Annotated in this window: 26 protein-coding genes; 20 read left to right on the forward strand and 6 right to left on the reverse strand. The window is 72.6% G+C overall.

What is annotated here, in order from left to right; translation table 11 throughout:
• Positions 1 to 2: 2 nt before the first annotated feature.
• Positions 3 to 713 (reverse strand): GntR family transcriptional regulator, encoded by a 711-nt coding sequence (locus V6U89_RS20320; protein ID WP_334572929.1) that lies wholly within the window; start codon positions 711 to 713, stop codon positions 3 to 5.
• Positions 714 to 811: 98 nt separating this feature from the next.
• Here V6U89_RS20320 and V6U89_RS20325 point away from each other — a divergent pair, with 98 nt between their 5' ends.
• Genes V6U89_RS20325 through V6U89_RS20350 form a run of 6 tightly spaced genes read left to right on the forward strand, consistent with a single transcriptional unit; the run spans position 812 to position 5,671 of the window.
• A complete protein-coding gene (locus V6U89_RS20325) occupies positions 812 to 1,789 on the forward strand; it encodes an aldo/keto reductase (protein WP_334572930.1) in 978 nt (325 codons plus the stop codon).
• On the forward strand, positions 1,786 to 2,628 hold the full coding sequence (locus tag V6U89_RS20330; RefSeq protein WP_334572931.1) for an amidohydrolase family protein: 843 nt from the start codon (positions 1,786 to 1,788) through the stop codon (positions 2,626 to 2,628). Before V6U89_RS20325 ends, V6U89_RS20330 begins: the two co-directional genes overlap by 4 nt.
• Positions 2,625 to 3,464: a fumarylacetoacetate hydrolase family protein gene (locus tag V6U89_RS20335; protein WP_334572932.1), complete on the forward strand. Its 840-nt coding sequence runs from the start codon at positions 2,625 to 2,627 to the stop codon at positions 3,462 to 3,464. Before V6U89_RS20330 ends, V6U89_RS20335 begins: the two co-directional genes overlap by 4 nt.
• Complete coding sequence (locus tag V6U89_RS20340) at positions 3,464 to 4,768, forward strand: enolase C-terminal domain-like protein (RefSeq protein WP_334572933.1); 1,305 nt, start codon at positions 3,464 to 3,466, stop codon at positions 4,766 to 4,768. Before V6U89_RS20335 ends, V6U89_RS20340 begins: the two co-directional genes overlap by 1 nt.
• Complete coding sequence (locus tag V6U89_RS20345; protein WP_334572934.1) at positions 4,759 to 4,899, forward strand: hypothetical protein; 141 nt, start codon at positions 4,759 to 4,761, stop codon at positions 4,897 to 4,899. The genes V6U89_RS20340 and V6U89_RS20345 overlap by 10 nt, the downstream gene beginning before the upstream one ends.
• A 13-nt stretch (positions 4,900 to 4,912) precedes the next feature.
• Positions 4,913 to 5,671 carry an SDR family NAD(P)-dependent oxidoreductase gene (locus V6U89_RS20350; RefSeq protein WP_334572935.1) on the forward strand — a complete coding sequence of 253 codons (759 nt, stop codon included), beginning with the start codon at positions 4,913 to 4,915 and terminating at the stop codon, positions 5,669 to 5,671.
• Between the two features lie 25 nt (positions 5,672 to 5,696).
• On the opposite strand, the gene V6U89_RS20355 is transcribed toward V6U89_RS20350, so the two are convergent.
• Positions 5,697 to 6,656, reverse strand: coding sequence for an acetylxylan esterase (locus V6U89_RS20355; protein ID WP_334572936.1), 960 nt, complete (start codon positions 6,654 to 6,656; stop codon positions 5,697 to 5,699).
• Positions 6,657 to 6,860: 204 nt separating this feature from the next.
• Between V6U89_RS20355 and V6U89_RS20360 the strand changes: the two genes are divergently transcribed.
• Both V6U89_RS20360 and V6U89_RS20365 read left to right on the forward strand, forming a co-directional pair.
• Positions 6,861 to 8,027, forward strand: a complete 1,167-nt coding sequence (locus tag V6U89_RS20360) for an ROK family transcriptional regulator (RefSeq protein ID WP_334572937.1) — start codon at positions 6,861 to 6,863, stop codon at positions 8,025 to 8,027.
• Between the two features lie 82 nt (positions 8,028 to 8,109).
• Positions 8,110 to 10,074 (forward strand): alpha-galactosidase D, encoded by a 1,965-nt coding sequence (locus V6U89_RS20365; protein WP_334572938.1) that lies wholly within the window; start codon positions 8,110 to 8,112, stop codon positions 10,072 to 10,074.
• Between the two features lie 608 nt (positions 10,075 to 10,682).
• On the opposite strand, the gene V6U89_RS20370 is transcribed toward V6U89_RS20365, so the two are convergent.
• On the reverse strand, positions 10,683 to 11,672 hold the full coding sequence (locus V6U89_RS20370) for a sigma-70 family RNA polymerase sigma factor (RefSeq protein WP_334572939.1): 990 nt from the start codon (positions 11,670 to 11,672) through the stop codon (positions 10,683 to 10,685).
• A gap of 104 nt (positions 11,673 to 11,776) precedes the next feature.
• Between V6U89_RS20370 and V6U89_RS20375 the strand changes: the two genes are divergently transcribed.
• From V6U89_RS20375 to ygiD, 3 genes are all read left to right on the forward strand, one after another.
• A complete protein-coding gene (locus tag V6U89_RS20375) occupies positions 11,777 to 12,409 on the forward strand; it encodes a maleylpyruvate isomerase family mycothiol-dependent enzyme (protein WP_334572940.1) in 633 nt (210 codons plus the stop codon).
• 108 nt (positions 12,410 to 12,517) lie between these two features.
• Positions 12,518 to 13,057 carry an RNA 2'-phosphotransferase gene (locus tag V6U89_RS20380; protein ID WP_334572942.1) on the forward strand — a complete coding sequence of 180 codons (540 nt, stop codon included), beginning with the start codon at positions 12,518 to 12,520 and terminating at the stop codon, positions 13,055 to 13,057.
• Positions 13,058 to 13,133: 76 nt separating this feature from the next.
• Positions 13,134 to 14,003: a 4,5-DOPA dioxygenase extradiol gene (gene ygiD, locus V6U89_RS20385; RefSeq protein WP_334572943.1), complete on the forward strand. Its 870-nt coding sequence runs from the start codon at positions 13,134 to 13,136 to the stop codon at positions 14,001 to 14,003.
• A 12-nt stretch (positions 14,004 to 14,015) separates the two neighbouring features.
• On the opposite strand, the gene V6U89_RS20390 is transcribed toward ygiD, so the two are convergent.
• Together V6U89_RS20390 and V6U89_RS20395 are read right to left on the reverse strand one after the other, a co-directional pair.
• Complete coding sequence (locus V6U89_RS20390) at positions 14,016 to 14,675, reverse strand: TetR/AcrR family transcriptional regulator (RefSeq protein WP_334572944.1); 660 nt, start codon at positions 14,673 to 14,675, stop codon at positions 14,016 to 14,018.
• Positions 14,672 to 15,886, reverse strand: coding sequence for an acyl-CoA dehydrogenase family protein (locus V6U89_RS20395; RefSeq protein ID WP_334572945.1), 1,215 nt, complete (start codon positions 15,884 to 15,886; stop codon positions 14,672 to 14,674). Before V6U89_RS20395 ends, V6U89_RS20390 begins: the two co-directional genes overlap by 4 nt.
• Positions 15,887 to 16,007: 121 nt before the next feature.
• Here V6U89_RS20395 and V6U89_RS20400 point away from each other — a divergent pair, with 121 nt between their 5' ends.
• From V6U89_RS20400 to V6U89_RS20440, 9 genes are all read left to right on the forward strand, one after another.
• Positions 16,008 to 16,760, forward strand: a complete 753-nt coding sequence (locus V6U89_RS20400) for an SDR family NAD(P)-dependent oxidoreductase (RefSeq protein WP_334573013.1) — start codon at positions 16,008 to 16,010, stop codon at positions 16,758 to 16,760.
• A 76-nt stretch (positions 16,761 to 16,836) separates the two neighbouring features.
• On the forward strand, positions 16,837 to 18,390 hold the full coding sequence (locus V6U89_RS20405) for a long-chain-fatty-acid--CoA ligase (RefSeq protein ID WP_334572946.1): 1,554 nt from the start codon (positions 16,837 to 16,839) through the stop codon (positions 18,388 to 18,390).
• 191 nt (positions 18,391 to 18,581) lie between these two features.
• Positions 18,582 to 19,427 carry an ABC transporter ATP-binding protein gene (locus V6U89_RS20410; protein WP_334572947.1) on the forward strand — a complete coding sequence of 282 codons (846 nt, stop codon included), beginning with the start codon at positions 18,582 to 18,584 and terminating at the stop codon, positions 19,425 to 19,427.
• Entirely contained in the window at positions 19,424 to 20,140 is a 717-nt protein-coding gene (locus V6U89_RS20415; protein WP_334572948.1) for an ABC transporter ATP-binding protein, read from the forward strand. Before V6U89_RS20410 ends, V6U89_RS20415 begins: the two co-directional genes overlap by 4 nt.
• Before the next feature lie 27 nt (positions 20,141 to 20,167).
• Positions 20,168 to 21,046: a branched-chain amino acid ABC transporter permease gene (locus V6U89_RS20420; RefSeq protein ID WP_210776938.1), complete on the forward strand. Its 879-nt coding sequence runs from the start codon at positions 20,168 to 20,170 to the stop codon at positions 21,044 to 21,046.
• A complete protein-coding gene (locus V6U89_RS20425) occupies positions 21,043 to 22,182 on the forward strand; it encodes a branched-chain amino acid ABC transporter permease (RefSeq protein ID WP_334572949.1) in 1,140 nt (379 codons plus the stop codon). Before V6U89_RS20420 ends, V6U89_RS20425 begins: the two co-directional genes overlap by 4 nt.
• A 52-nt stretch (positions 22,183 to 22,234) precedes the next feature.
• Positions 22,235 to 23,506, forward strand: a complete 1,272-nt coding sequence (locus V6U89_RS20430) for an ABC transporter substrate-binding protein (protein WP_334572950.1) — start codon at positions 22,235 to 22,237, stop codon at positions 23,504 to 23,506.
• A 241-nt stretch (positions 23,507 to 23,747) separates the two neighbouring features.
• Positions 23,748 to 24,374, forward strand: a complete 627-nt coding sequence (locus V6U89_RS20435; RefSeq protein ID WP_334572951.1) for a TetR/AcrR family transcriptional regulator — start codon at positions 23,748 to 23,750, stop codon at positions 24,372 to 24,374.
• A 41-nt stretch (positions 24,375 to 24,415) separates the two neighbouring features.
• Positions 24,416 to 26,341 carry a S9 family peptidase gene (locus V6U89_RS20440; RefSeq protein ID WP_334572952.1) on the forward strand — a complete coding sequence of 642 codons (1,926 nt, stop codon included), beginning with the start codon at positions 24,416 to 24,418 and terminating at the stop codon, positions 26,339 to 26,341.
• Between the two features lie 181 nt (positions 26,342 to 26,522).
• On the opposite strand, the gene V6U89_RS20445 is transcribed toward V6U89_RS20440, so the two are convergent.
• Positions 26,523 to 26,711, reverse strand: coding sequence for a hypothetical protein (locus tag V6U89_RS20445; protein WP_334572953.1), 189 nt, complete (start codon positions 26,709 to 26,711; stop codon positions 26,523 to 26,525).
• Between the last annotated feature and the right edge of the window lie 46 nt (positions 26,712 to 26,757).

Here is a 26,757-nt window from a genome sequence, read left to right on the forward strand (position 1 = left end):
GGTCAGGGCGCGCTGCCAGCGCCCGACGCCGGCAGCCGGTGGAACGCGGGCAGGTGGCGCTCGCGGGCCGAGGTCAGGTGGGCCCGCATCGCCTCGGTGGCGCCCTCGGGGTCGCCAGCGGCGATGGCGGCGGCGATGCGCTGGTGCTCGGCGGCCGTCTCCGACGCGGTCGCGGCGGGGAAGTAGAGGCGGTGCAGATGCAGGTGCGCGTGCAGGCGGGTGATCGCGTCGCGCAGCAGGGGACTGCCGGCAGCCTCCGCGACGAGGTCGTGGAACCGTGCGTCGAGGGCGGTGAAGGCGGCGTGGCGGCGGTAGTCCTCGCCCGCCTCCACGCCGACCGTCGCCCCGGCCTCCGTGCCGATCCGCTCGCGGTCCGCGGCGGCCGCGTGCACCGCCGCGCGGCCGGCCGCCGCGCCCTCGAGCAGGATGCGCATGTCGAACAGATCGTCGAACTCGGCCCTGCTCAACAGCGGGGTCGTGGTGTATCCGGACAGCGGCCGCTTGCGGACCAGCCCGTCGGACTCGAGGCGGGCCAGGGCCTCCCGGACGGGGGTGGGGGAGACGTCGAGCTGCCGGGCGAGCACGTCGATGGTCACCCGCTCGCCCGGAGGCAGCGTGTGGTCCATGATCAGCCCCTTGACAGCCTCGTAGACGTCCTCGGAGAGGGTGAGCCGCCGGGCGGGGCGGATGCGGCCTCCGGTCTGGTGCGTCATCGCTTCCTCGCGCCCCCTTGACTGGCTCGGTTCGGACAGAGTAGACACACTATCCGAGCAATATCCTATAGGAAATAGCATCGCGGGGAGGTCGGCGCGTGAAGGCAACCGAGAAGGTTCCCCTGGGGCGCACCGGCCTGACGGTGACCCGGTTGGGGCTCGGGCTGGCGCCGATCGGCGGGCTGTTCACCGCCGTCGGCGACGACGTCGCCCGGGCCACCGTGGAGGCGGCCTGGGACCTCGGACTGCGCTACTTCGACACCGCCCCGCTGTACGGGTGCGGGCTGTCGGAGCGCCGGGCCGGGGCGGTGCTCGCCGGCCGACCGCGCGACGAGTTCACCCTCTCCACCAAGGTCGGTCGCCTGCTCGTGCCCGACGGCCGCGACCGGCAGGAGTTCTGGGCCGAGTCGACCGACCTCGCCCCGGTCTTCGACTTCTCCGCCGCCGGGGTCCGCCGCTCCCACGCCGAGAGCCTGGAACGGCTGGGACTCGGCCGGATCGACATCGCGCACCTCCACGACCCGGACGACCACCTCGCCGAGGCGATGACCGGCGCCTACCCGGCTCTCGCCGAGCTGCGCGCCGCCGGTGAGATCGGTGCGGTCAGCGCCGGCATGAATCAGGCTGCTGGCCTCGTCACGCTGGTCCGGGATGGCGACTTCGACTGCGTCATGCTCGCCGGTCGGTACACGCTTCTCGACCAGTCCGGCCTGGCGGAGCTGCTGCCGCTGTGCGCGCGGCGGGGCGTCGGCGTCCTCGCCGCGGGCGTCTACAACTCCGGTCTCCTGGCCGACCCGCGCCCGGGCGCTCACTACGACTACGCCCCGGCCGACGACACCGTCCTGGACCGGGCCGCCGCCATCCGGGCGGTGTGCGACCGGCACGGGGTGCCGCTGCGGGCCGCGGCCATCCAGTTCCCGCTCGGACACCCGGCCGTCACCAGCGTCGTGATCGGCGCCCGCGACCCGGGGCAGGTCGCCGACAACGTCGCGATGTTCCAGTGGGACGTCCCGGGTGCGCTGTGGGCCGACCTGAAGGCCGAGGGACTGCTGGCAGAGGAGGTGCCGACACCGTGATCGTCGATGCCCACCACCATGTGTGGACCGCCGACTACCCCTGGCTCGCGGCACCCGGGCTGGAGCCGCTGCGCCGCGACTACACCCTCGGCGACCTGACGCCCAGCCTGGCCGAGGCGGGCGTGACGGCGACCGTCCTGGTCGAGGCGGGCCGCTGCGACAGCGCCGAGACCGCCGAGTTCCTGGCCCTCGCCGCCGGCACGCCGCGGATCGCCGGCGTCGTCGGTTGGGCGTCCCTGACCGACCCCGACCTCACCGCCACCCTGACCGGCTACCGCGCCCTGCCGGGCGGCGCAAAACTCGTCGGCGTCCGCGACCAGGTGCAGGCGGTCACCGACCCGGACCATCTGGCCCGCCGCGACGTCCGGGCCGCCCTCGCCGCCGTCGGCGCCGCCGGACTGACCGTCGACCTCATCGTCCACACCGGACAACTGCCGGCCTGCGCCGAGGCGGCCAGGGCCACCCCGGGCACCACCTTCGTCCTGGACCACCTCGGCAAGCCACCGATCGCCGCGGGCGCCCACGCCCGCTGGCGGGCGGCCATCGCCCCGCTGGCCGCCTGCCACAACGTCGCCGCCAAGCTGTCCGGCCTGCTCACCGAGACCGGGCCCGGGTCCGGCCCGGACACCATCCGGCCCTACGTCGACACCGCGCTGGAGCTCTTCGGCCCCGAGCGGCTGATGCTCGGCTCCGACTGGCCGGTGTGCGAGCTGGTCACCACGTACGCGGGTGCCCTGGCGGCGCTCGACGCCTGCCTGGCGGAGCTGTCGCCGCGCGAGCGGTCGGCGGTCAGGGCCGGCACCGCGATTCGCACCTACGCACTGGAGGTTGGTTCGTGAGACTCATGCGCGTCGGGCCGGTGGGTCAGGAACGGCCCGTACGGTACGACGACGGTCATTACGTCGACCTGTCGCCGCTGACGGCCGACATCGACGCGACCTTTCTCGCCGGCGACGGACTGCGGCGGGCCCGCGAAGCCACCGACCTTCCGGAGATCGACGTCACCGGCCAGCGGATCGGCCCCCCGATCGCTCGCCCCGGCGCGATCCTCTGCGTCGGACAGAACTACGCGGCCCACGCCGCGGAATCCGGCTCGGTGCCACCCGAGCTGCCGATCGTGTTCTACAAGGCCCCCAACACGGTGGTCGGCCCGTACGACGACGTGCTGATTCCACGGGGGTCGACGAAGACCGACTGGGAGGTCGAACTGGCCGTGGTGATCGGCCGTCGGGCCCGCTACCTGTCCTCGCCCGACGAGGCGCTGGCCCACGTCGCCGGTTACGTGCTCTCCAACGACGTCTCCGAACGCGACTTCCAGCTCACCGCCTCGGGCGGGCAGTGGTCCAAGGGCAAGTCGTGCGAGACCTTCCAGCCGCTCGGACCCTGGCTGGTCACCACCGACGAGGTGCCCGACCCGCAGGCGTTGCGCCTGCGTTCCTGGGTCAACGGCGAGCCCCGCCAGGACTCCACCACCAAAGACATGATCTTCGACATCGCGTACCTGGTCTGGCACCTGTCCCAGTACACCGTGCTCGACCCGGGGGACGTGATCAACACCGGAACGCCGCAGGGGGTGGCACTGTCCGGCCGGTTCCCGTACCTGTCGCCCGGGGATGTCATGGAGGTCGAGATCGGCGGTCTGGGCCGGCAGCGCAGCACGATGAGGAGCGCCTGATGGCCCGGATCACCCGCGTCGACACGTACGACGTCCGGTTCCCCACCTCACGGGAGCTCCACGGATCCGACGCGATGAACCCCGATCCCGACTACTCGGCGGCGTACCTGGTGCTGCGCACCGACGACGGCCCGGACGGCCACGGCTTCACCTTCACCATCGGCCGCGGCAACGACATCTGCCGGACGGCGATCGACGCCCTCGTCCCGTTCGTGGTGGGCCTGGACCCGGACACCGTCGACCTGGGCGCGTTCGCCCGCTCCCTCACCCACGACTCGCAGTTGCGCTGGCTGGGCCCCGAGAAGGGAGTGGTGCACCTCGCCGCCGGCGCGGTCATCAACGCCATGTGGGACCTGGTCGCCAAGCGGGCCGGCAAGCCCGTCTGGCGGTACCTGGCCGAGCTCAGCCCCGAGCAGATCGTCGACCTGGTCGACTGGCGGTATCTGACCGACGCCCTGACCCCGGCGGAGGCCCTGCGGATGCTGCGCGCCGCCGAACCGGGCCGAGCCGGCCGCGCGGCGGTCCTGACCGAGCGCGGCTACCCCGCGTACACCACCTCGCCGGGCTGGCTCGGCTACGACGACGACAAGGTGGTACGGCTGGCCAAGCAGGCCGTCGCCGACGGGTTCACCCAGATCAAGCTCAAGGTGGGCGCCGACCGGGCCGACGACCTCCGACGGCTCCGGGCGGCCCGGGCGGCGGTCGGGCCGGACATCCGCATCGCCGTGGACGCCAACCAGCGATGGGACGTGCCCGACGCGATCGCGTGGATGCGCGACCTGGCGCCCTACGACCCCTGGTGGATCGAGGAGCCCACGAGCCCCGACGACGTGCTCGGGCACGCCGCGATCCGGGCCGCGCTCGCCACCGCCGCGCCGTCGGGCGGGGCCATCCGGGTGGCCACCGGCGAGCACGTGCAGAACCGGGTGGTGTTCAAGCAACTGCTCCAGGCCGGGGCGGTGGACGTGGTGCAGATCGACGCCGCCCGGGTGGGCGGGGTGAACGAGAACGTGGCGATCCTGCTGCTGGCCGCGAAGTACGGCGTACCGGTCTGCCCGCACGCCGGGGGAGTCGGCCTGTGTGAACTGGTGCAGCACCTCTCGATGTTCGACTTCGTGGCCGTCTCCGGCAGCACCGACGACCGGGTCATCGAGCACGTCGGTCACCTGCACGAGCACTTCCGCACCCCGGTGGTGGTGCGCGCCGGCCACTACCACGCGCCGACCGCACCCGGCTTCTCCGCCGAGATGCACGCCGACAGCCTCGCCCGGTACGCCTACCCGGACGGACCCGCGTGGGCCTGATCGACCTCGCCACTGGCCGGCCGGCGGTCCGACCGCCCGGCGCGGACACCCTGCCGGACCACCACCTCGACCGGCTGGACCGTGACCGCCTCACCGCGGCGGTGCAGCGGCTCCGACGACTGCTCAGATGAGAAGGAGACGTTCATGACATGTGACGGACTGGTCGCCGTGGTGACCGGGGGTGGTTCGGGGATCGGCCGCGCCTGCACCGATGCGCTGCTCGCCGCGAGGGCCCGGGTGGTCGTGCTGGACCTGGACCCGTCAGGTGCGCCGTCCGGACCGGCGGTCCGCGCCGTGCGGGCCGACGTGGCGGACCGCGCCTCCCTGGCGGCCGGCATCGCCGCCGCAGTGGACGCCTTCGGCCGGCTGGACATCCTCGTCAACAACGCCGGCATCTCGGCGGTCGGCGCCGTCGAGGACAACGACGACGCCCAGTGGGCCCGCGTGCTGGACGTGAACGTCGCCGGTGTGGCCCGCACCAGCGCAGTCGCGCTGCCCCACCTTCGCCGGTCACCGGCGGCGGCCATCGTCAACGTGTCCTCCATCGCGGCGACCGCCGGCCTACCCCGCCGGGCGCTGTACTCCGCGTCCAAGGGCGCCGTGCACGCCCTCACCCTGGCCATGGCCGCAGATCTGATCGGCGACGGCGTACGGGTGAACGGCGTGGCGCCCGGCACGGTGGACACCCCCTGGGTCACCCGGCTGCTCGCCGGCGCCGACGACCCGGCCGCGGAGCGGCGGCTGCTCGCCGCGCGTCAGCCGACCGGCCGCCTGGTCAGCGCCGCGGAGGTCGCGGCGGCAGTGGTGTACCTCGCCTCACCCGCCGCAGGAGCTGTCACCGGGACCTCTCTCGCCGTCGACGGCGGCATGGCCGGTCTGCGGCTCCCGGCACGGCACAGCTGAGCGGCCGGCGCCGGCGATCGAGGGCTCAGGCCGCCAACAGGTCGCGCAGCCAGCGCAGTTGGATCGGTGGCTGGAACGTCGCCCCGCCCTCGTGCCCGTTGTACGGCCAGATCTGCAGCTCCTTCGGGCCGGCGTAGTGGTTGTACGCGGCGAACACCGTGGACGGTGGACATACGTCGTCCATCAGCGCGACCGAGTAGAGCGCCGGTGCGGTGGCCCGCGCCGCGAAGTGCACGCCGTCGAAGTAGCTCAGCGTATGGAAGACCTGCTCGATCCGGTCGCGGTTCGTCGCGCAGAAGTCGGCCAGCTCCTGGTACGGGTGCGTGTCGGTGATCTCGGTGGCCCGCCGGACGTGGGTCAGGAACGGCAGGTCGATGAGCGCGCCTCGTATCCGGGAGTGCAGGCCGGCCACCGCCTGCGCGATCCCGCCGCCCTGGCTGGCACCGGCGACGATGATCCGGCTGTCGTCCACCTCCGGATGGCTGGCCGCCGCGTCCACCGCCCGCACCGCGTCGGTGAACAACCGGCGGTAGTAGTACTGCTCGGGGTCCAGCACGCCGCGGGTCAGCACGCCGCCGTGCTGCGGCGAGTCGCTGCCCGGCAGATCCACGGTGTCGCCGTCGCCCTGGCCGCGGGAGTCCATGACGAACACCGCGTACCCGGCCGCCGGCCACAGCAGCCACTCGTGGGGCCGGCCCCGGCCGGCGCCGTAGCCGATGAACTGCACGACGCACGGCAGTGGCCCGGCCACGTCCGCCGGGGTGAGGAACCAGCCGGCTACCCGCTGCCCGCCGGAGCCGCTGAACCGTACGTCGTGGATGGCCACCCGGGGTAGCAGGGCGTCGTACGGGGTGAACTCCGTCGCCAGGTCGTGCTCGGCCGCTGCGGAGAGCGTGGCGTGCCAGAACGCCGCGAAGTCGTCCGGCTCGGCGCGTTGCGGGCGGTAGGCGCGCAGCTCGGCGAGGGGCAGGTCGAACAGGGCCACGGGGATTGCCTTTCTTGCTGCTCGCTGCCGGTACGTCCGCTCGGCAACCTGCACCGCCCTGGTCAGCCCGGCGCGGCTCCGGAATGGACGTGCCGCACGGTGTCGTCCCCGGTGAGCGCGCGTGACGGGCTGGCTGAGCGTAGGACTCGTGCTGAACCGAAATCAATACTTGACGAAGTTAATTAATGAACCTAGGTTTCGGCTATGTTTCCCGAGAGCGGCGTGGCCTCGCTCGCCGTCGCCCCGGCGGCAACGGCGGTGTTCACCGCCGTACTGACCGAAGGTCCATTGAGCCGGGTCAGTCTCGCGCGCCGGCTCGGGCTGTCCTCCGCCGCCGTCACCAAGGCCGCGCGCCCGCTCATCGACACGGGTTACCTGCATGAGCTGGCCGCGACCGAACGCACCGGTCCGGGCGCCGGACGCCCGGCCAGTCCACTGGCCGTACGCGCGGACCGCGAGTTCTTCGTCGGGGTGAAGATCACCGCCGATGAACTCATCGGCGTCGTCTGCGACCTCCGTGCGACGGTACGGGCCACGGCCCGCCGGCCGCTGACCGCCCCCGACGTCGAGGCCGTCCTCACCGACCTCGGCCAGCTCGTCGACGGGCTGCTCGACGGCCCCGGCGACTACCGGGTCCGCACCCGCCGGCTGGGACTCGCCATCTCCGGCGACGTGGATCGCACCACCGGGCTGGTCCGGTACTCGCCGTTCCTGCGGTGGCGCAACGTCCCGCTCGGCCAACGCGCGGCCCGGATCACCGGGCTCGCCGCCACGGTGGAGAACGACGTGAAGGCGCTCACCGCCGCGGAGCACTGGTTCGGCGAGGGGGTGGGCGCCGAGTCCTTCGCCCTCGTCACCGTTGGCACGGGCATCGGCTGCGGCCTGGTCGTCCACGGCCGGCTGGTCTCCGGCTCGCACGGCGTCGCCGGCGAGATCGGTCACCTCGCCGTCGACGCCAACGGCCCCAGTTGCCACTGCGGTGGTCGCGGCTGCGTGGAGGCCATCGCCGGCACCCAGGCCATCGTCCGGCAGGCCCGGGAACGCACCGGTCGGCCCGAACTCACCATTGACGCCGCGGTGGCCCTGGCCCGCGCCGGTGACGAGCGGGTCGGTGCCGTCTTCGCCCGTGCCGGCAGCGCCATCGGCTCCGGCATCGCGGCCGTGGCGAACCTGGTCGGCCCCGCCCGGATCGTCGTGTCCGGCGAGGGGCTGGCCGCCTACGACCTGTTCGAGGCGCACATCCGCACCGGCTTCGAGCGCCAGGCGTTCGGTGCCGCCGCCCAGTGCCCGCTCTCCATCCGCCCGCTGCCCTTCGAGGAGTGGGCGCGCGGAGCGGCTGCCGTGAGCATCCAGTCGCTCGTCGTTCCCTGAACCATCGGCGTCAATCCGGCCCCCGGCCGGCCATATCGCAACAGGCACCACCCTCGGCCCCCCACAACCAGGAGGTGTGACTGTGAAGTCACCGTTACGCACCACCGCGCAGCGAGTCGAACCGCCCATCCGGCGCGAGAGCCGGGTCCGCACCGGCGTGGCGCTCGCCGCCACCCTCGCGGTGGCCATCGGCGCGGGCGCGATCCCGGCGCAGGCTGCCGCACCCGGCGCGAAGACGCGGGCCGCCGCACCCGGTCCGAAGCCGAGCCCAGCGCCGAACAGCGCGGGGGCCGGCGCCACCACGAAGGACCCGTCGCCCGCCGACCGGGCGGCCGCGCAGAAGGCGGCCGCCGAGGCGGCGGAGCAGGGCGTCGCGGCCCGCCCCTACCTGGGGTGGAGCAGTTGGAGCCTGCAGGCCACCAAATACCCGGGGGTCAACCCGAACGGCCCCGCGAGCTGGCTGAACGAGGCCAACGTCCTCCAGCAGGCCGACGTGCTCGCCACGAAGCTCAAGCCCTACGGCTACGAGTACGTCAACATCGACGCCGGCTGGTCCACCAACTACCAATGGGAGATCAACTCCGACGGGTACGGGCGCGAGATCGCCTCGCCCGAACGGTTCCCGCACGGCATGAAGTACGTCGCCGACGCCGTCCACGCCAAGGGCCTCAAAGCCGGCATCTACCTCACCGTCGGGCTGAACAAGCCCCTGTATGGCGGCGGCACGGTGCCGATCTGGAACGCTCCCGGCTGCACCACCGCCGACATCGTCTACCCGGACCTGCGGACGACCAACGGCTGGGACGGGGCGTACAAGATCGATTTCTCGAAGCCCTGCGCGCAGAAGTATGTCGACTCGCAGGCACAGCTGATCGCCGACTGGGGCTATGACTTCCTCAAGTTCGACGGCGTCGGGCCGGGCTCGTTCCGCAGCGGCGACAACTACAACAACGTCGCGGACGTCGCCGCCTGGCATGCGGCCATCGCCAGGACCGGACGCCCGATCGAGTTTCTCCTGTCCTGGTCGCTCGATCGCAACCACGCCGCCGACTGGAAGCGGTACTCCAACGGCTGGCGGATCGACACCGACGTGGAGTGCTACTGCGACACGCTGGTGACCTGGAACAACTCCGTGAAGGTCCGGTGGGACAACGTACCCGGCTGGACGCCCTGGGCTGGCCCCGGCGGCTGGAACAACCTCGACTCCCTCAATGTCGGCAACGGCGAGATGGACGGCCTCACCGAGGACGAGCGGCAGAGCTACATGACGCTGTGGGCCATCTCGGCGGCCCCGCTCTACATCGGGGACGACCTCACCAAGCTCGACGCGTACGGCCTCTCCCTGCTCACCAACCGCGAGGTGATCGCGATCGACCAGCAGGGCATCCCGGCCCGGCCGGTTACCCCGACCGGCCCCGCGCAGGTCTGGGGAATGAAGAACGCCGACAACTCGTACACCGTCGCGCTGTTCAACATGGGCAGCCTCCCGGCCCAGGTCACCGCCAACTGGAGCAGCTTCGGCTTCGGCGGCACCGCCACCGTCCGTGACGTGTGGCGGAGCGAAGAACTGGGCGTGCACAACGGCGCGATCTCGGCGACCCTACCGTCGCACGGTTCCCGGCTGTTCAAGGTCACCCCGACGGGTGTTGCCCCCAAGGTGGCCAGCTACGAGGCGGAGGCCAGCACGAACACCCTCGTGCGGGGCGCCTCGGTCGGCGGCTGCGCCAACTGCTCCGGCGGCGCGAAGGTCGGCAACCTCTACAACGGCGGCGCCCTGCGCATCAACGGCGTCACCGTGCCGAAGACGGGCACCTACCAGGTGAACATCCGCTACACCACGAACGACCCGCGCTCGGCGACCGTCTCGGCCAACGGCCAGAATGCCGTCACCCTGGCCTTCCCGCCCAGCGGTGGTTGGGACATCCCGGCTACCCTGACCGTAGCGATGCAGTTGCGTGCCGGCGCCAACACGATCGAGATCGACAGCACGACGCCGGTCTACTCACCGGACATCGACAAGATCGAGGTGCCGCTGACCGTACGGTAGGCACGGCTCGTCGTGGGGCCGGAGTGGCACTGCCGCCCCGGCCCCACACCATCCGGACGCCACGCTCTGTGACCGTAGCCATACGGGTAATGCTTGGTCGATCAGCCAACCTACGGCTAATTTTGCTTCGTCAAGCAAGTAAAGCCGAGGGTCGACGTGGGCTGGGCTCCGGCAGTCCTGCGAGCGGGATCTCCGTACCGCCGGACCCGTGGCTTCCGTACCGTTCCGCACATCCAGATGCCCACCGCGCCCCGTGTCGATCAGGAGTCGGACATGATTTTCGGGCCAGTTCGTCGCAGCTACCGCGATGAGCAACAATGTCGATCGGCCCGGCGGCGGATCCGGGAGACCCTCGCGGTCCGCCGGGCCGCCGCAGCGGTCGGGCAGCAGAGCGTCGAACTACCCGACGAGGCGAAGTCGGCCGCATGACAAGGCACGACCGCCGGTGGAGGCGATGAGCCACGTCGTGTCGGGGGTGCCGGCGGTGAGCACGCGCGACCAGGCGTGGCAGTATCTCATCGGATATGCCGGTTACGCGGCCGGTACCCGACTCGCACCGTCCGTCCGCTCCACGTGACCCCGCCAGTTCCCGGGCCGGGCCCGGGGCGTCAGGCTGCCGGCGCCGGACCGGTCGAGCGGGCCGGCGGGCCGAACAGCGGCAGCAGCCGGTCCGCGTCGAGGTAGGTGGTGATGCCCCGCACCCGGTCGCCGGTCAGGTCCAGGATGACCAGCCCGAAGGGCCGGTGGACGCCGTCGGGCCCCGGTCGGGTCTGCCAGTACGCCGGCGCGCCGTTCGCCGCGGTGGGCACCAGCCGCGCGCCCGCGCACGACGCCGCCGGATCGGACAGCGCCTGCGCGATCGCGTCCCGGCCGCGCAGCCACCAGCGAAACGGCGGCATCGACATGGTCGCGTCGGCGTGCAGCAGCGCCACCAGGGCTGGTACGTCGTGGCGTTCGAACGCGGCGCAGTACCGGGTCAGCAGCTCGCGCTGGGCCGCGTCGGCGGGCCGGACCCGCTCCCCGGGGTCCGGGGCGACCGTGCGCAGGGTGGACCGGGCCCGCTGGAGCGCGCTGTTCACCGACGCGACGCTCGCCTCCAGCAGGTGCGCCACCTCGTCGGCCCGCCAGCAGAGCACGTCGCGCAGGATCAGCACGGCCCGCTGGCGGGGCGGCAGGTGTTGCAGGGCGGCCACGAACGCCAGCCGGATGCTCTCCCGCCGCAGCGCGTGCTCCGCCGGGTCGCCGTACCCGGGCAGCACCCGGTCGTCCGGGACCGGCTGGATCCACACGTGCTCCGGCGCCGGGGCCCCGAGCGCCGCACCGGCCTCGGCGGCCGGGCCGAGGTCCATCGCCCGGGCCCGGCGTTGCGCGCCGCGCAGCATGTCCAGGCAGACGTTCGTCGCGATCCGGTAGGCCCAGGTCCGCAGCGACCCGCGGGCCGGGTCGTAGCGGTCGGCGGCCCGCCAGATGCGGGTCAACGTCTCCTGCACGGCGTCCTCGGCCTCGAAGCCGGAGCCGAGCATCCGGTAGCAGAAGCCGGTCAGCTCGGTGCGCAGCAGCTCGACCGGGACGTCCTCGGCGACCGCTTCCTCCCGCACCCGGCGACCATACGCCCACCGACCGATGAGTTTCGCGGGTCCGGCCCGTATCAGCTGTGAGGGCCCCGGCGAAGGGTGCCCCGCACTGGACGGGAGGAATCCGGATGACCGACGACGAAGTCCGCGCCGCGGTGGTGGCGGAACGGGCGGAACTGGTCGACCTGCTGGCGGCGCTGCCCGCCGACCGGTGGGACGCGCCGACGCTGTGCGAGGGGTGGCGGGTGCGGGAGGTCGTCGCACACACCACGATGCCGTTCCGGACCTCGCTCGGGCGGACCGTGATGGAGTTGGCCAGGGCGCGCGGGAACGTCAACCGGATGGCCGACCGCACGGCCCGCCGCGACGCCGCCGCGTTGTCGCCCGCGCAGTTGCTCGCGGCGCTGCGGGACAACGTCGAGCACCGGTGGACGCCGCCGGGCGGGGGCGTGCGCGGGGCGCTCTCGCACGACGTCATCCACGGCCTGGACATCACCGTCGGCCTCGGGCTGGACCGCCGCGTCCCGCCGGACCGGATCGCCATGGTGCTGACCGGGATGTCGCCACGCAACGTGGCGTTCTTCGGCACCGACCTGACCGGCGTCCAGCTCCAAGCGACCGACCTCGACTGGTGCCACGGCGAGGGTCCACCCGTGCGCGGGCTCGCCCAGGATCTGCTGCTGGTGGTCTGCGGGCGCCGGCTCCCGTCCGGCCGGCTCGACGGCCCGGCGGCGACCCGGTTCAGCCGGCGGGACCCGTAGCGGGCAGCGACCTCGCCCCGGGCGCCGTGGTGGGGCCCCGCCCCGGCGCGTCCGGGGCCGGCGGTATCCCGTCGTCCACCGCGTCCGGCCGTGGCCGACAATGGTGCGATGGACGATCGGGCGCTGGTGCGGCTGAGCAAGCGGATGTCACTGGCACTGCGCCACCAGCCCGGGAAGTTCGGCCTGGCCCCGGACCGGGCCGGTTGGGTCATCGTGGACGACCTGCTCGCCGCCCTGCGGATCGACCGCGCCGACCTCGACGCCGTCGTGGCCGGTAACGACAAGCAGCGCTTCGCCGTCGAGCGGGGCGCCGACGGGGTGGACCGGATCCGGGCCAGCCAGGGGCACTCCATCCCGGTCGACCTCCAGTTGGCGCCCACCGCGCCGCCGGAGCGCCTCTACCACGGCACCGGCGCGGCCGCGCTCGACTCGATCCGGGCCACCGGCCTGCACCGGGGTGGGCGGCACCACGTACACCTCTCGCCGGACGTGGCGACGGCCCGGCGGGTCGGTGCCCGCCGCAGCGGGGCGGTGGTGGTGCTCACCGTCGACGCGGCGGCGATGACCCGCGACGGGCACGTCTTCTACCGCAGCGCGAACGGGGTGTGGCTGACCGACGCGGTGCCGTCGGCCTACCTCGTCGCCTGACGGCGCGTTCCGCGCCCGATCCGCCGCTACGCCGACCGCGCCGGATTACCCTCGGACCACGACCGGAGGGAGCGGCATGAGTGGTCAGACCAGCCCCGGCACGATGCCGGCCGCCTTCTTCGGCCACGGCAACCCGATGAACGCCCTGGCGGTCAACCGGTACACCTCGGCCTGGCGGGCGTTCGGGCGGGCGGTGCCGCGCCCCCGGGCGATCCTGGTGATCTCGGCGCACTGGTACATCGGCGCGACGGCCGTCACCGCGATGCCCCGGCCGCGCACGATCCACGACTTCTACGGCTTCCCCCCGCAGCTCTTCGACGTCGAGTACCCGGCGCCGGGCCTGCCCGAGCTGGCCGAGGAGGTCAGTGACCTGGTGCATCCCACCTGGGTGGGCGCCGACGTGGACTCGTGGGGCATCGACCACGGCACCTGGTCGGTGCTGACCCACGCCTTCCCGGCGGCGGACATCCCGGTGGTGCAGCTGAGCATCAACGCGTTCAAGGGGCTGGACTATCACCTGGGGCTGGGCGCCCAGCTCGCGCCGCTGCGCGAGCGCGGGGTGCTCATCGTGGCCAGCGGCAACGTGGTGCACAACCTGGGCGGGGTGGATCCGCAGCGGGTCGACCAGGGCTTCGACTGGGCGCGGCGCTTCGACGACGCGGCCCGCGAGGTGATGCGAAACGAGCCCAGCGAGGCGGCCCGGCTGGACGCCCACCGCGACTTCGGGTCGGCGGTGCCGACGCCGGACCACTTCATCCCGCTGCTCTATCTCGCCGGCATCGCCGGTGCGACCAGAACCCGGCCCGAGGTGCTGGTGGACGGGTACGCGTACGGGTCGCTGTCGATGACCGCGTACACGCTGGGGTTGGCCTGCCCGGGTGGCGACCAGCCGGCGGGTTCGCCGTCGCTGCCGGCCGACGTGCCGGCCGACTCGGCGAACATCTGACCTGGCCCGGCGTCAGCCCCGCGCCGCGTTCCCGGTTCGCGCGGACTCCGCCGGGGCGCGCACGCCGTCGACGAACAGCGCGACGAGCTGGTGGCCGACCTCGGTGAAGGTCAGCGGCCCGTCCGGGTGGAACCAGGTGTGGATGTTGCCCAGGGCGCTGAGGAACGTGTGGGTGACCACGGTGGCGGAGACGTCGGTGCGGACCACGCCGGCCAACTGGGCCTCGTGCACGAGGTCGCGGAACAGGTCGTGGTAGCGCCGGCGCTCCCGGCGGGTCGCCTCGGCGTGCTCGTCGTCGAGCAGGTGCGCCGAGCGGGCCCAGACGGTCAGCTCGGCCAGGTGTTCGGCGGTGTGCTCGACCACGTCGAGGCCCGCGGCGCGCAGCCGCTCCCCGACCGGCCCGTCGCCGGCCGCGATCTCGGCCAGCCGCCGGGTCTGCTCGGCGAGCAGTTCCCGGTAGATGCTGGTCAGCAGCTCGGACTTCGACCCGAACCAGTGGTACAGCGCCCCCTTGGTCACCTCCGCCGCCGCCACGATCTCCTGGACGCTCGTCGCCTCGTAGCCGCGCCGGGCGAACAGCTCGGTGGCGGCCGCGACGATGCTCTGCCGGGCCGACCCGCGGGGCGCCCGCCGCCGCTCGGGGCTGACGGCCGCCTCGATCGCCACGGTCACCGCGACTCCAGCTGGCGGCGGATCTCCCGGCGGGCCACGTCGCGTACGTGCACCTCGTCGGGGCCGTCGGCGATGCGCAGGGTACGGGCGCCCGCGTACATCGCCGCCAGCGGGAAGTCGTCGGAGACGCCGGCCCCGCCGTGCACCTGGATGGCCCGGTCGAGCACCTCCAGCGCGACCCGGGGCGCGATCACCTTGATCGCGGCGATCTCGGTGCGGGCGGCCTTGGCGCCGTACCGGTCGATCATCCAGGCCGCCTTGAGGGTGAGCAGCCGCGCCTGCTCGATCGCCATCCGCGACTCGGCGATCTGCTGCTGCACCACGCCCTGGCGGGCCAGCTCCTGACCGAAGGCGACCCGGGTGGTGGCGCGGCGGACCAGCAGGCTCAGCGCCCGCTCGGCCAGGCCGATGGCGCGCATGCAGTGGTGGATGCGGCCGGGGCCGAGCCGGGCCTGGGCGAGGGCGAAGCCGCCGCCCTCCTCGCCGAGCAGGTGCGACGCCGGGACTCGGACGTCGGTGAAGACGACCTCGCCGTGGCCGTGCTGGTCGTGGTAGCCGAAGACGGGCAGCGAGCGCACCACCTCGACGCCGGGGGTGTCCACCGGGACCAGGATCATCGACTGCTGCCGGTGGGTGTCGGCCGACGGGTCGGTCTTGCCCATCACGATCATGACGGCACAGCGCGGGTCGGCGATGCCGGTGGTCCACCACTTGCGGCCGTTGATGACGTACGAGTCGCCGTCGCGCTCGATGCGGGTGCGGACGTTGGTGGCGTCGCTGGAGGCCACATCCGGCTCGGTCATCGCGAAGGCCGACCGGATCTCGCCGTCGAGCAGCGGGCGCAGCCAGCGCTCCTGCTGCTCGTCCGTGCCGAACATGTGCAGGATCTCCATGTTGCCGGTGTCCGGGGCGGCGCAGTTGACGGCCTCCGGGGCGAGCTCGATGGAGCGGCCGGTCAGCTCCGCGAGGGGGGCGTACTCCAGGTTGGTCAGTCCGGAGATGTCGGGCAGGAACAGGTTCCACAGCCCCCGGCGGCGCGCCTCGGCCTTGAGTTCCTCGACGACCGCGGGCAGGTGGTGGCGGCGGCCGGCCTCGGTGAGCTCGGCACGCTGGGCCGCGTAGACCGGTTCGGCGGGGTAGACGTGGTCGTCCATGAACTCCTGGAGCCGCTTGAGGTACTCGGCGGACCGTGCGCTCGGTTCGAAGTCCATGGCTGTCTCCCCATTGACGGCTGTGTCGGCGGCTCGCTACCGTCGCCGGACGCCGAACATACCGGCTGGTCGGTATGGCGTCCAGAGCACCGTGACCGTGAGGAGCCCCAGGGTGAGCGTGATGGACCGGTTCCGCCTCGACGGGAAGGTCGCCGTCGTCACCGGCGCCTCCTCCGGCCTGGGGGTGTCGTTCGCCCGCGCGCTCGCCGAGGCCGGTGCCGACGTCGTGCTCGGCGCCCGCCGCGTCGAGCGCCTGCCGGAGACGGGCGCGCTGGTCGAGGCCGCCGGCCGGCGGTACGCGGCCCGCGCCACCGACGTCAGCCGGCCGGAGGACTGCCAGGCGCTGGTCGCCACCGCCATCGAGGCCTTCGGTCGGGTCGACGTGCTCGTCAACAACGCCGGGGTCGGCAGCGCCGTGCCCGCCTCCCGGGAGACCCCGGAGCAGTTCCGCTCGGTGGTCGACGTCAACCTGATGGGCAGCTACTGGATGGCCCAGGCGTTCGCCCGGGCGGCCACCGGCGGCGGCGCCATCGTCAACATCTCCAGCGTCATCGGCCTGCGCCCGGGCGGCATCCCGCAGGCCGCGTACGCCGCCAGCAAGGCCGGTGTCATCGGCCTGACCCGCGACCTGGCGGCACAGTGGACCGGCCGCAAGGGCATCCGGGTCAACTGCATCGCCCCCGGCTTCTTCGCCTCGGAGATGAGCGACCAGCTCGAGCCGGGCACCTTCGAGATGGTCAAGGCGCTCGCCCCGGCCGGGCGGCTCGGCGAGCACGAGGAGCTCGCCGCCACGCTGATCTGGCTGGCCAGCGACGCCTCGTCGTACGTGACCGGAGTGACCGTGCCGGTCGACGGCGGCCTCGTCATGCCTTGACGCCCGAGGGCGGAGGGCGTAGACCGGCTGCCACGTTGCTCGATGTTCCGCGACTCGCCGCACAGGAGGAGCACCGATGAGCTTCAACCTCGCGACCATCCTCCGGGAGCCCCGCCGGGCGCATCCCGACAAGCCGCTCTGCCACCTCGACGCCCTGACCTTCAGCTACCGGCAGGTGGACGAGATCTCCGGGCGGGTCGCCACCGCCCTGCTCGGGCTGGGCCTGCGCCGGGGCGACAAGGTGGCGGTGCAGCTGCCGAACGTGCCGCAGTTCCTCTTCGCCTACTTCGCCGTGCTCAAGGCGGGCCTGGTCATGGTGCCGCTCAACCCGCTGCTGCGCGCCGGCGAGGTCGCGTACCACCTGGCGGACTCCGACACCAAGGTCTTCATCACCTTCGAGCTGTTCGCGCAGGAGGCGGCCAAGGGGGCGGCCGAGGTCGACGGCGTGACGACGTACGTGGTCAACCTGCCGGGCAGTGACCGGCGACCCGACGGCACCCGGCACTTCGACGAGTTGTACGCGGCCGAGGACACCGGCGAGATCGTGCCGACGGACGCCGACGACACGGCCGTGCTGCTCTACACCAGCGGCACCACCGGCCGGCCCAAGGGCGCCGAGCTGACCCACTTCCAGCTCTACATGAACTGCACCGTCGGCGGCGACCTGTTCGGCTTCCGTGACGACGACATCGGCCTGGCCGTTCTGCCGCTGTTCCACGTCTTCGGTCTCTCCAGCGTGCTCAACGTGGCCGTGCGCTACGGCGGCACCATCGTGCTCGTGCCGCGCTTCGAGGTGGGGCCGGTGGTCGACGCCATCGAGCGGCACCGGTGCACGATCTTCTCCGGCGTACCCACCATGTACTTCGCCCTGTTGCAGGCCGACCTCACCGGTCGGGACCTCTCCTCGCTGCGGGTCGGCGTATCCGGTGGCGCGGCGATCCCCGGCGAGGTGATCCGGTCCTTCGAGGAGCGGTTCCCGGGCGTGGTGATCCTGGAGGGGTACGGGCTGTCGGAGACGGCCAGCACGACCACGTTCAACATCAGCGCCGAGCAGCGCAAGGTGCTCTCCATCGGCAAGCCGATCTGGGGCGTGGAGACCCGCATCGTCGACGACGCCGACCGGCCGCTGCCGCCCGGGCCGGAGCACGTCGGCGAGATCGTGGTCCGCGGCCACAACGTGATGAAGGGCTACTACAAGAACCCCGAGGCGACCGCCGAGGCGTTCCGTGGCGGCTGGTTCCACACCGGGGACCTGGCGTACGCCGACGCCGACGGCTACCTGTTCATCGTCGACCGCAAGAAAGACATGATCATCCGGGGTGGGTACAACGTCTACCCCCGGGAGGTCGAGGAGGTCCTGTACGCCCACCCGGCGGTCGTCGAGGCGGCGGTGCTCGGCCGCCCCGATGCCAAGCTGGGCGAGGAGGTCGTGGCGGTGCTCAGCGTCACGCCGGACGCCGAGGTGACGCCGGACGAGCTGGTGGCGTACTGCCGGGAGCGGCTCGCCGCGTACAAGTACCCGCGGCAGGTCCGCATCGTCGCCGAACTGCCGAAGGGCCCGACCGGCAAGCTCCTCAAGCGGGAACTGAAGCAGGACCTGCTGGAAACCCCTGCACAGCAAGTGCAATAGCTGCCGCCACCCGGCTCGGCAACGATCCGGGTCGACCGCATTGTCCTGGTACGACGCGACCAGATCACAGCGTCGTAACGAGCCATTGACGGTGTCCGTGCTAAAAGTACACTCCCGGTGTAATAACCCCCGATGCTTCGCCCGAGTCGCACCGCGCTTTCCCCCGTCGCCGCGTCCCGTAAGAGGTGAAGATGAGCCCACCACCCACCGACACTCCCGCCGGCGGCACCGACCTGGTCCTGCGCGACGTCGGCGTCCGGTTCGGCGGCCTGGTCGCGCTGGACGGCGTCTCCCTGCGGGTGCCGCCCGGCCGGATCGTCGGCGTGATCGGCCCGAACGGCGCCGGGAAGACCACCCTGTTCAACGTGGTCTGCGGCTTCGTCCCGCCGACCAGCGGCTCGCTCACCCTCGACGGCCGGCCGTTCCGGCCGCGTCCGCACCGACTCACCCGCCTCGGCATCGCCCGCACGTTGCAGGGCGTCGGCCTCTTCCCCGGCCTCACCGTCGTCGAGAACGTCATGGCCGGCGCCAGCCACGCCGCCCGGGCCGCCTTCACCACCGCCCTGTTCGGCCTGCCCCGCAGCGACCGCGACGAACGGCGGCTGCGCGAGGCGGCCCTCGACCTGCTCACCGAGCTGGGCGTCGCGCGGCACGCCGCGGCCGCGCCCGGCACCCTGCCGTACGCGGTGCGCAAGCGGGTCGCCCTCGCCCGCGCCCTGATCGCCCGACCCCGCCTGCTGCTGCTCGACGAGCCGGCCGGCGGGCTCGGCGCCGAGGACATCGGCGAGCTGGCCGAGCTGATCACCGCGCTGCCCGACCGGGCCGACGCCGCCTGCTCGATCATGCTCGTCGAGCACCACATGGACCTGGTCATGTCGGTCTGCCACGAGATCGTGGTGCTGGACTTCGGCAAGGTCATCGCCGCCGGCACCCCGGAGCAGGTCCGCGACGACCCGCTGGTGACCGAGGCCTACCTCGGCGCCGACGTCCCGGCCGGGGTCACCGGCACCGGCGCCGGTCCGGTGGTCGCGCCGTGAGCGCCATCCTGGCCGTCGACGGGCTCAGCTCCGGCTACGGACCGGTGCCGGTGCTGCGCGAGGTCACCTTCGAGGTGCCGACCGGGACCATCGCCGCCGTCCTGGGCGCCAACGGCGCCGGCAAGACCACCCTGCTGCGTACCCTGTCCGGCCTGCTGCGTCCCACCGCCGGCCAGGTCCGGTTCGACGGTGCGGACCTGCGCGGCGTCCGCGTCGAGGCGCTGGTGCGCCGCGGCCTGGCGCACGTGCCGGAGGGCCGCGGCATCGTCGCCGAGCTGACCGTCGAGGAGAACCTGCGCCTCGGCGGGCTGTGGCGCCGCGACCGCGCCGACGCCCGGCGCGCCCAGGACGAGGTGTACGAGCTGTTCGAGCCGCTGGCCCGGCGGCGACGGCACGCCGGGCACCAGCTCTCCGGCGGGGAGCGGCAGATGCTCGCCCTCGGCCGGGCGCTGATCGCCCGGCCCCGGCTGCTGCTGCTCGACGAGCCGTCGCTCGGCCTGGCACCCCGGGTCACCGCGCAGATCATGGCACTGCTGCGCCGGCTCTGCGACGACACCGGGCTGACCGTCCTGCTCGTCGAGCAGAACGTGCGCAGCGCCCTCTCCGTCGCCGACCAGGGCGTCGTCATGTCCCTGGGCCGCGTCGTCATGGCCACCCCGGCGGCACAGCTGCGCGAGGACGAGACGCTACGTCACGCGTACCTCGGGTTCTGACCACCCACCCGTAGGAAGGATCCGCGCTTGGACCGGTTCTTGTTCCTCACCTTCGACGGACTGTCCACCGGCGCCGTCTACGCGGCGTTCGCCCTCGCCCTGGTGCTCATCTGGCGGGCCGCCCGTCTGGTCAACTTCGCGCAGGGCGCGATGGCGGTGGCGACGGCCTACGTCGGCTACGCGGTCGCCTCGGCCACCGGTTCGTACTGGCTCGGCCTCGGCGCGGCCGTCCTCGCCGGCCTGGCGCTGGGTGCGCTCGTCGAGCGGGTGCTGATGCGCTTCGTCGGCCACGCCAATCCGCTCAACGACGTCATCGTCGCGCTCGGCCTGGTGCTGCTGATCCAGGCGGTGCTCGGCATGGTCTTCGGCAACGAGTACCGGCCGGCGGCCGCGCCGTTCGACACCGACGCCCTGTCGATCGGCGGGATCGCCGCGCTGTCCCCGTACGACCTGTGGGTCCTCGGCGCCGTCCTGGTGGTCGTGGTGCTGCTCGCGCTGCTGTTCACCCGTACGCCGATCGGCCTGCGGATGCGGGCCTCCGCCTTCGCTCCCGAGGTGTCCCGGCTGCTCGGGGTGAACGTCAACCGGATGCTCACGGTCGGCTGGGCGCTGGCCGCCGCCGTCGGCGCCCTCGCCGGCATGCTGGTCATCCCCACCGGGCTTGGGCTGCACCCGCACGCGATGGACCTGGTCTTCGTCGTCGCGTTCACCGCCGCCGTCGTCGGTGGCCTGGACAGCCCGGCCGGGGCGGTGGTCGGCGGCCTGCTGGTCGGCGTGATCCTGTCCTACGTCACCGGCTACCTCGGCCCGGACACCACGCCGCTGGCCGTCCTCGTCCTGCTGCTGGCGGTCCTGCTGGTCCGCCCCGGCGGGCTCTTCTCCAGCGCGAGAGCGAGGCACGTGTGACCACCACCCAGCCCGACGTGTCCACGGCCGAACCGCCACCCGGCCGGCCGTCATCGCTGCGCCGGCTGCTTCCCGGGCCGCCGGACGCCACGAAGGCGGGCGGCTCGACGCTGCTGCGCCACCTGGTCCCGGTCGTGCTCGCCGGCACGCTCGTCGTGCTGCTGACCAACCAGTTGCCGCCGTACCAGAACCTCCAGGTGGCCCGGGTCTGCGCGTTCCTCTGCGTCACGGCCGGCTACACCGTCCTGGTCGGCCTCAACGGCCAGCTCTCGCTCGGGCACGGTGCCCTGATGGCGACCGGCGCGTACACCGTCGCGCTGGTCCAGCGGGCCTTCGAGGCGCGCACGGTGCAGGGCCGGTGGATCCTGCCGCTGTCCCTGCTGGCCGCGGTCGCGGTGACCGCGGCGGCCGGGCTGGTCATCGGGCTGGCCGCCGCCCGGCTGCGCGGGCCGTACCTGGCCGGCGTGACCCTCACCGTCGCCACCCTGGTTCCGGCGATCGCCACGATCTTCACCGGCGTCTTCAACGGCGAGCAGGGGCTGCGCTTCCCGGCGGAGACGCCGCCGGCGTTCCTCGGCGCGTACTTCCAGCCGGAACGGTGGCTGGCCTGGATCGCGCTGCTCGCCGCGCTCACCACCATGCTGCTCATGGCGAACCTGGTGCGCAGCCGGTTCGGCCGGTCGCTGCGCGCGGTCCGCGACGACGAGGTGGCCGCCCGGCTCGCCGGCATCCACGTCGCCCGCAACCAGGTGCTCGCCTTCGTGGTGAGCGCCGCCTGCGCCGGCCTGGGCGGGGGCGTGTACGCGGTGCTGACCGCCACCGTGGCCCCCGGCAAGTTCTCCCTCGACCTGTCGCTGTTCCTGCTGATGGCCATCGTGATCGGTGGGCTGGGCAGCCTCGCCGGCGCGGTCTGGGGAGCGGTCCTGCTGGTGGCCCTGCAGGACCTGCCGAGCCTCGTCACCGACACCTTCACGCTGCCGGCGGGCCTCGCCCAGCGGCTGGAGGGCAACCTGGCGCTCGCCGTGTTCGGCCTGATCCTCATCGTCGTCATGCTCGCGGCCCCGGGCGGCCTCCAGGGCGCCACCCGCACGCTCACCGCACGCCTCCGGCCGGGCCGCCGGACCCCGCACCCCTGACTCACCCGGTTCCACCCACCCCGTCTCGCACCCGCACCGGAATGGAGAACCAATGCATCTCAACACCCGCCGCGTACTCGCGGCCGCTGCCGGCCTCGCGCTGCTGGTCGGCGCGTCGGCCTGCGCCAACGACGAGCAGCAGGCGGCCGAGAACGTCCCGGGCGTCACCGACACCGAGGTCGTGATCGGCACCCACCAGCCACTCACCGGTCCCGCCGCGGCCGGCTACTCGAAGATCTCCGCCGCCACCAAGGCGTACTTCGAGCACGTCAACAGCAAGGGCGGCGTCAACGGCCGGAAGATCGTCTACAAGGTGATGGACGACGGCTACAACCCGGCGAACGCCGACAACGTCGTCCGCAAGCTCGTCCTCGACGACAAGGTCTTCGCGCTCCTCGGCGGCCTCGGCACCCCCACCCACACCAACGTGCTGGAGTTCGTCAAGACGCAGAAGGTGCCCGACCTCTTCGTCTCCTCCGGCAGCCGCAACTGGAACCAGCCCGAGAAGTACCCGACCACCTTCGGTTGGCAGCCCGACTACACCGTCGAGGGCAAGATCCTCGCCACCTTCGTCAAGCAGCAGTTCTCCGGCCAGAAGGTGTGCCACTTCGGGCAGAACGACGACTTCGGCCGCGACTCCCTCGCCGGGGTGGAGAAGATCCTCGGGCCGGTGGTCGCCAAGCAGACCTACACCCCCACCAACCCGCAGGTCGGCCCGGCGATCGGCGCGCTGAAGGCGGCCGGCTGCCAGGTGGTGATCTCGGCGAGCATCCCGGGCTTCACCGCGCTGGCCATGGGCCAGGCCGCCGGGCAGGGGTTCCGGGCGCAGTGGGTGGTGTCCAACGTCGGCGCCGACTACACCACGCTCTCCGGCCAGCTCGGCGACAAGAAGGTGATCCTCGAGGGGATGATCGCCGACAACTACCTGCCGATGGCGAACGACCCGAGCGACCCGTGGATCCAGGCGTACACCAAGATCCACCAGCAGTACAACGCCGCCAACCCGATCGACGGCAACGCCGTCTACGGCTACTCGATGGCGTACACCTTCGTGCAGGCGCTGCTCGCGGCCGGCAAGGACCTGACCCGCGAGAAGCTGGTCGAGGCGGTGCGCAAGGGGGGCTTCACCGGGCCGGGCCTGACCCCGTTCCGGTACAGCAAGGACGTCCACGCCGGCTACAGCGGCGTCCGGATGAACAAGGTGCAGAACGGCGTCCAGGCGTACTTCGGCCCGACCTACACCACGGACGACGGTGACGGCGCCGTCACCGAGCTGAGCGGTGCGCCGGCCGCGCCGCCGGCGGACGCGATCCCGACGACCTGATCCGCGACGCCACCGGCCACCGCGCCGGTCCGGCCCGGGCCGCCACCTAACGGTGGCGGCCCGGACTGTGCGGGGAACCCGTTCGCGGCCGTATCCGGTGCGCGACAGGTCGCACGTAGGGTGCGGATTGTCGCGCTGCGGGGCATCGGATCGGGGGATGGGTACGCCGTCTGAGCCTGGTTTGGCGGATGTCGATACACTTCCGGTGCAGATTTCTCCGCAACGGACAGGGGACGATCACATGATCGACGTGGCCGCGGACGGGCCGGCGCGGGTGGACGGGCGGTCGGCGCGCGCCGAGCGTACCCGCACCGCCATCGTCGACGCACACCTGGCGCTGATCGACGAGGGGGACCTCCGGCCCACCGGGGAGCGCATCGCGGAACGCGCGGGGGTGTCGCTGCGTACCTTGTGGACCAACTTCAAGGACATGGAGACCCTGTTCGCCGCGACCGGCCGGCGGGTCAGCGAGCGGCAGGAGTCGATGGTCCGGCCGATCTCGCCGGAGCTGCCGCTCACCCGGCGGATCGGGGAGTTCAGCGCCCAGCGCGCCCGGATGCTGGAGGTGCTGGCGCCCTCGGCCCGCGCCTCGGCGCTGCGCGAGCCGTTCTCGCCGCAGCTGCGCCGCAATCGCGAGGGCAACATCGACCGGGTACGCGGCGAGATCGAGACGGTCTTCGGCCCGGAGCTGGCGCACGCCGGGCCGGGACGCGAGCAGCTGCTCGACGCGCTGACCGTGGCGAGCACCTGGTCGGCCTGGTCGATGATGCGCGACGCGATGGGCCTGGACGTCGAGGCGGCGCAGGCCACCCTGACGCGGATCGTGGGCGCGCTGCTCGTCGACGCCATCGCCGCCGGGCTGCGGTGACCCACCGCGGCGAGGTCGTCTCCTCCTGGGATTGCCTGTCGATGGCCCGTGCGCAGCTCTCCGCCGAGTTGGTGGTTGACGGTCGGGTTCCGCAGGCGTTGGCGCTGTCGCCGGACGGCAGGTGGGTCGCCTTCGTGGTCGCCCCGGTCGGGCGGGCTGGTGTTCACCCGGTCAGCGACCTCTGGGTCGCCGCCGTCGACGGGACCGGGTTGCCCCGACGATTGACCTCGGGTGAGGCGTACGATTCAGCGCCGCGGTGGGCTGCGGATTCGCTGTCGATCTACTTTCTCTCCGACCGGGCCGAGCGTCGCGCGGCGCAACTGCACCGGGTGGGGCTGGTCGACGGTGTCGTGGAGGCGGTCACGTCCTGGGCCGGTGGGGTGTCCGGTCACCTCCCGCTGGCCGACCCGGGCCTTGTCGTGATCATCGCAGCCGATGAACCGTCCGCCGAGGACGAACGTCGGGACCGGGAGCGTGACGACGCTCGGGTGTGGGGTGAACGCGTACTCCCGGACCGGCTACGGCTGCTCGACGTACGGAGCCGGGAGGTTCGGACGCCGGACACGTTCGGCGATCGCCATGTCGTCGAGGTGGCCCAGCGGCCCGACGATGGAGTGCTGGCGGTACTGACCTGGTCGACCCCGGACGTGGACCCGGGTCTGGTGGAGCCCGGGCTCCACCTGCTCGACCCGGACAGCGGCGTGACGCGGGACCTCGGCCCGGCTGCGCCGGGTGGGTCGTCGCTCGTCTGGTGGCCCGCCGACGATGGCTGGCACCTGGCATACGTCGCGACGACTCCGCCCGCTCTGGTGGGCGGACACGCGGTACTCGATGTCGCCGTGCCCGTGCGCGGGCCGGTGGGCGAGCACCGAAACCTGACCGCCGGCACGACCGCCTGCCCGAGCAACCTGGTCCAGGTCGACGCCGGTCTGCCGCTGGTGCTGGTTGCCGACGGGCTCGACACCGCGATCCACCGGCTCGATCCAGCCGGGCCCACCCTCGTCGAGGTGTCCCGGGTCGACGGCCTCGCGACGTCGCTGACCACGAACCGGCACGGTGCCGTCGTCGCGGCGGTCGTCAGCACGTCCTACCAGCCCGGGAACGTCCACGCCGGCCCCACGGGCGAGCCGCTGACGCGGCTGACCGATCTCAGGCCCGAACTCCACGACATCCCCTGGGGTGTCCAGGAACGCCTGTCATACGCGGCGTCCGACGGGCTGGCCCTCGACGGCCTGCTGATCCTGCCCGCGGGCCGGTCCCACGAGGACGGGCCCTTTCCACTGGTGACACTCGTCCACGGCGGCCCGTACCACCGGCACGCCGACCGCCTCATGCTCGGCTGGGACCCGTCCGGCCAGTGGCTGGCGACCGCCGGCTACGCCGTGTTTCTGCCGAACCCGCGCGGCGGCCAAGGGCACGGCCACGACTTCGCCGTGCGCGTCGCCGGTGCGGTCGGCCTCGATGAGTGGACCGACATCTGCGCCGGCATCGACCTGCTCATCGCCGACGGCGTCGCGGACCCGGACCGGCTCGGCATCGGCGGCTGGAGCCACGGCGGGTTCATGGCCGCCTGGGCGGTCGGGCAGACCGACCGGTTCAAGGCCGCCGTGATGGGCGCCGGCATCAGCGACTGGGGAATGCTCGCCGCCACCGGAGAACTGGGCCGGTTCGAGTCGGCCCTCGGTGGTAGCAGCGGCTGGGAAGGAACGGGTCCACACCGTCACGACCGGCTCAGCCCGATCTCGTACGCCGCCAAGATCCGCACGCCGGTGCTGATCCTGCACGGCGAGAACGACACGAACGTCCCGGTGTCGCAGGCGGAGTTCTTCCACCGCGCGCTACGCAGGTTCGGAGTCGAGCACGAGTACGTCGTCTATCCCCGGGAGAACCACTCGATCCGCGAACGCAGCCACCAACTCGACGTGCTCCGCCGTACCCGCGCCTGGTTCGACCGGTGGCTCGGATGACCCGACGTGTGTCGGTCAGTGCTGTGACCACCCAGGCTCGCCGAGTTGGCGGCGTGCTGGGTGACGCTCGGCGGGTTCACGCGGCGGAGGCCCGCACCCGTTCCCAGCCGGCGTGGCTCGTAGGGCCCGGCCCCGACGTGCGCCAGACCGAAGCGCTTGCCGTACGCCGACTCGAAGTTGTTCAGCAGGGACCAGACGAAGCAGCCGTCCAGCGGCACGCCGCGCTCGCGCGCCGCCGCGCGGTCACCCGGTCCGGCCAGGCCGCGCCGCTCTCGGTGACCATGATCCGCGCCGGGGCGTACTCCTCGCTGACCGCGACCAGCAGCTCCTCCAGCCCGGCCGGGTACGCCTCTCCAGGGCCGTCAAGCATGGCGACGTACAGTCGCCCGGGCGGCCGAGGAGGATGCGGGGTGGGG

It is taken from the genome of Micromonospora sp. CPCC 206171, assembly GCF_036906755.1.
Lineage (GTDB): Bacteria > Actinomycetota > Actinomycetes > Mycobacteriales > Micromonosporaceae > Micromonospora > Micromonospora purpureochromogenes.

Coding starts and splice junctions, on each gene's coding strand:
- V6U89_RS20400 (WP_334573013.1), top strand. CDS start 16,008: ATGGACCGGTTCCGCCTCGACGGGAAGGTCGCCGTCGTCACCGGCGCC.
- V6U89_RS20395 (WP_334572945.1), bottom strand. CDS start 15,886: ATGGACTTCGAACCGAGCGCACGGTCCGCCGAGTACCTCAAGCGGCTC.
- V6U89_RS20410 (WP_334572947.1), top strand. CDS start 18,582: ATGAGCCCACCACCCACCGACACTCCCGCCGGCGGCACCGACCTGGTC.
- V6U89_RS20350 (WP_334572935.1), top strand. CDS start 4,913: ATGACATGTGACGGACTGGTCGCCGTGGTGACCGGGGGTGGTTCGGGG.
- V6U89_RS20445 (WP_334572953.1), bottom strand. CDS start 26,711: ATGCTTGACGGCCCTGGAGAGGCGTACCCGGCCGGGCTGGAGGAGCTG.
- V6U89_RS20440 (WP_334572952.1), top strand. CDS start 24,416: ATGGCCCGTGCGCAGCTCTCCGCCGAGTTGGTGGTTGACGGTCGGGTT.
- V6U89_RS20320 (WP_334572929.1), bottom strand. CDS start 713: ATGACGCACCAGACCGGAGGCCGCATCCGCCCCGCCCGGCGGCTCACC.
- V6U89_RS20380 (WP_334572942.1), top strand. CDS start 12,518: ATGGACGATCGGGCGCTGGTGCGGCTGAGCAAGCGGATGTCACTGGCA.
- V6U89_RS20375 (WP_334572940.1), top strand. CDS start 11,777: ATGACCGACGACGAAGTCCGCGCCGCGGTGGTGGCGGAACGGGCGGAA.
- V6U89_RS20430 (WP_334572950.1), top strand. CDS start 22,235: ATGCATCTCAACACCCGCCGCGTACTCGCGGCCGCTGCCGGCCTCGCG.
- V6U89_RS20340 (WP_334572933.1), top strand. CDS start 3,464: ATGGCCCGGATCACCCGCGTCGACACGTACGACGTCCGGTTCCCCACC.
- ygiD (WP_334572943.1), top strand. CDS start 13,134: ATGAGTGGTCAGACCAGCCCCGGCACGATGCCGGCCGCCTTCTTCGGC.
- V6U89_RS20360 (WP_334572937.1), top strand. CDS start 6,861: ATGTTTCCCGAGAGCGGCGTGGCCTCGCTCGCCGTCGCCCCGGCGGCA.
- V6U89_RS20435 (WP_334572951.1), top strand. CDS start 23,748: ATGATCGACGTGGCCGCGGACGGGCCGGCGCGGGTGGACGGGCGGTCG.
- V6U89_RS20405 (WP_334572946.1), top strand. CDS start 16,837: ATGAGCTTCAACCTCGCGACCATCCTCCGGGAGCCCCGCCGGGCGCAT.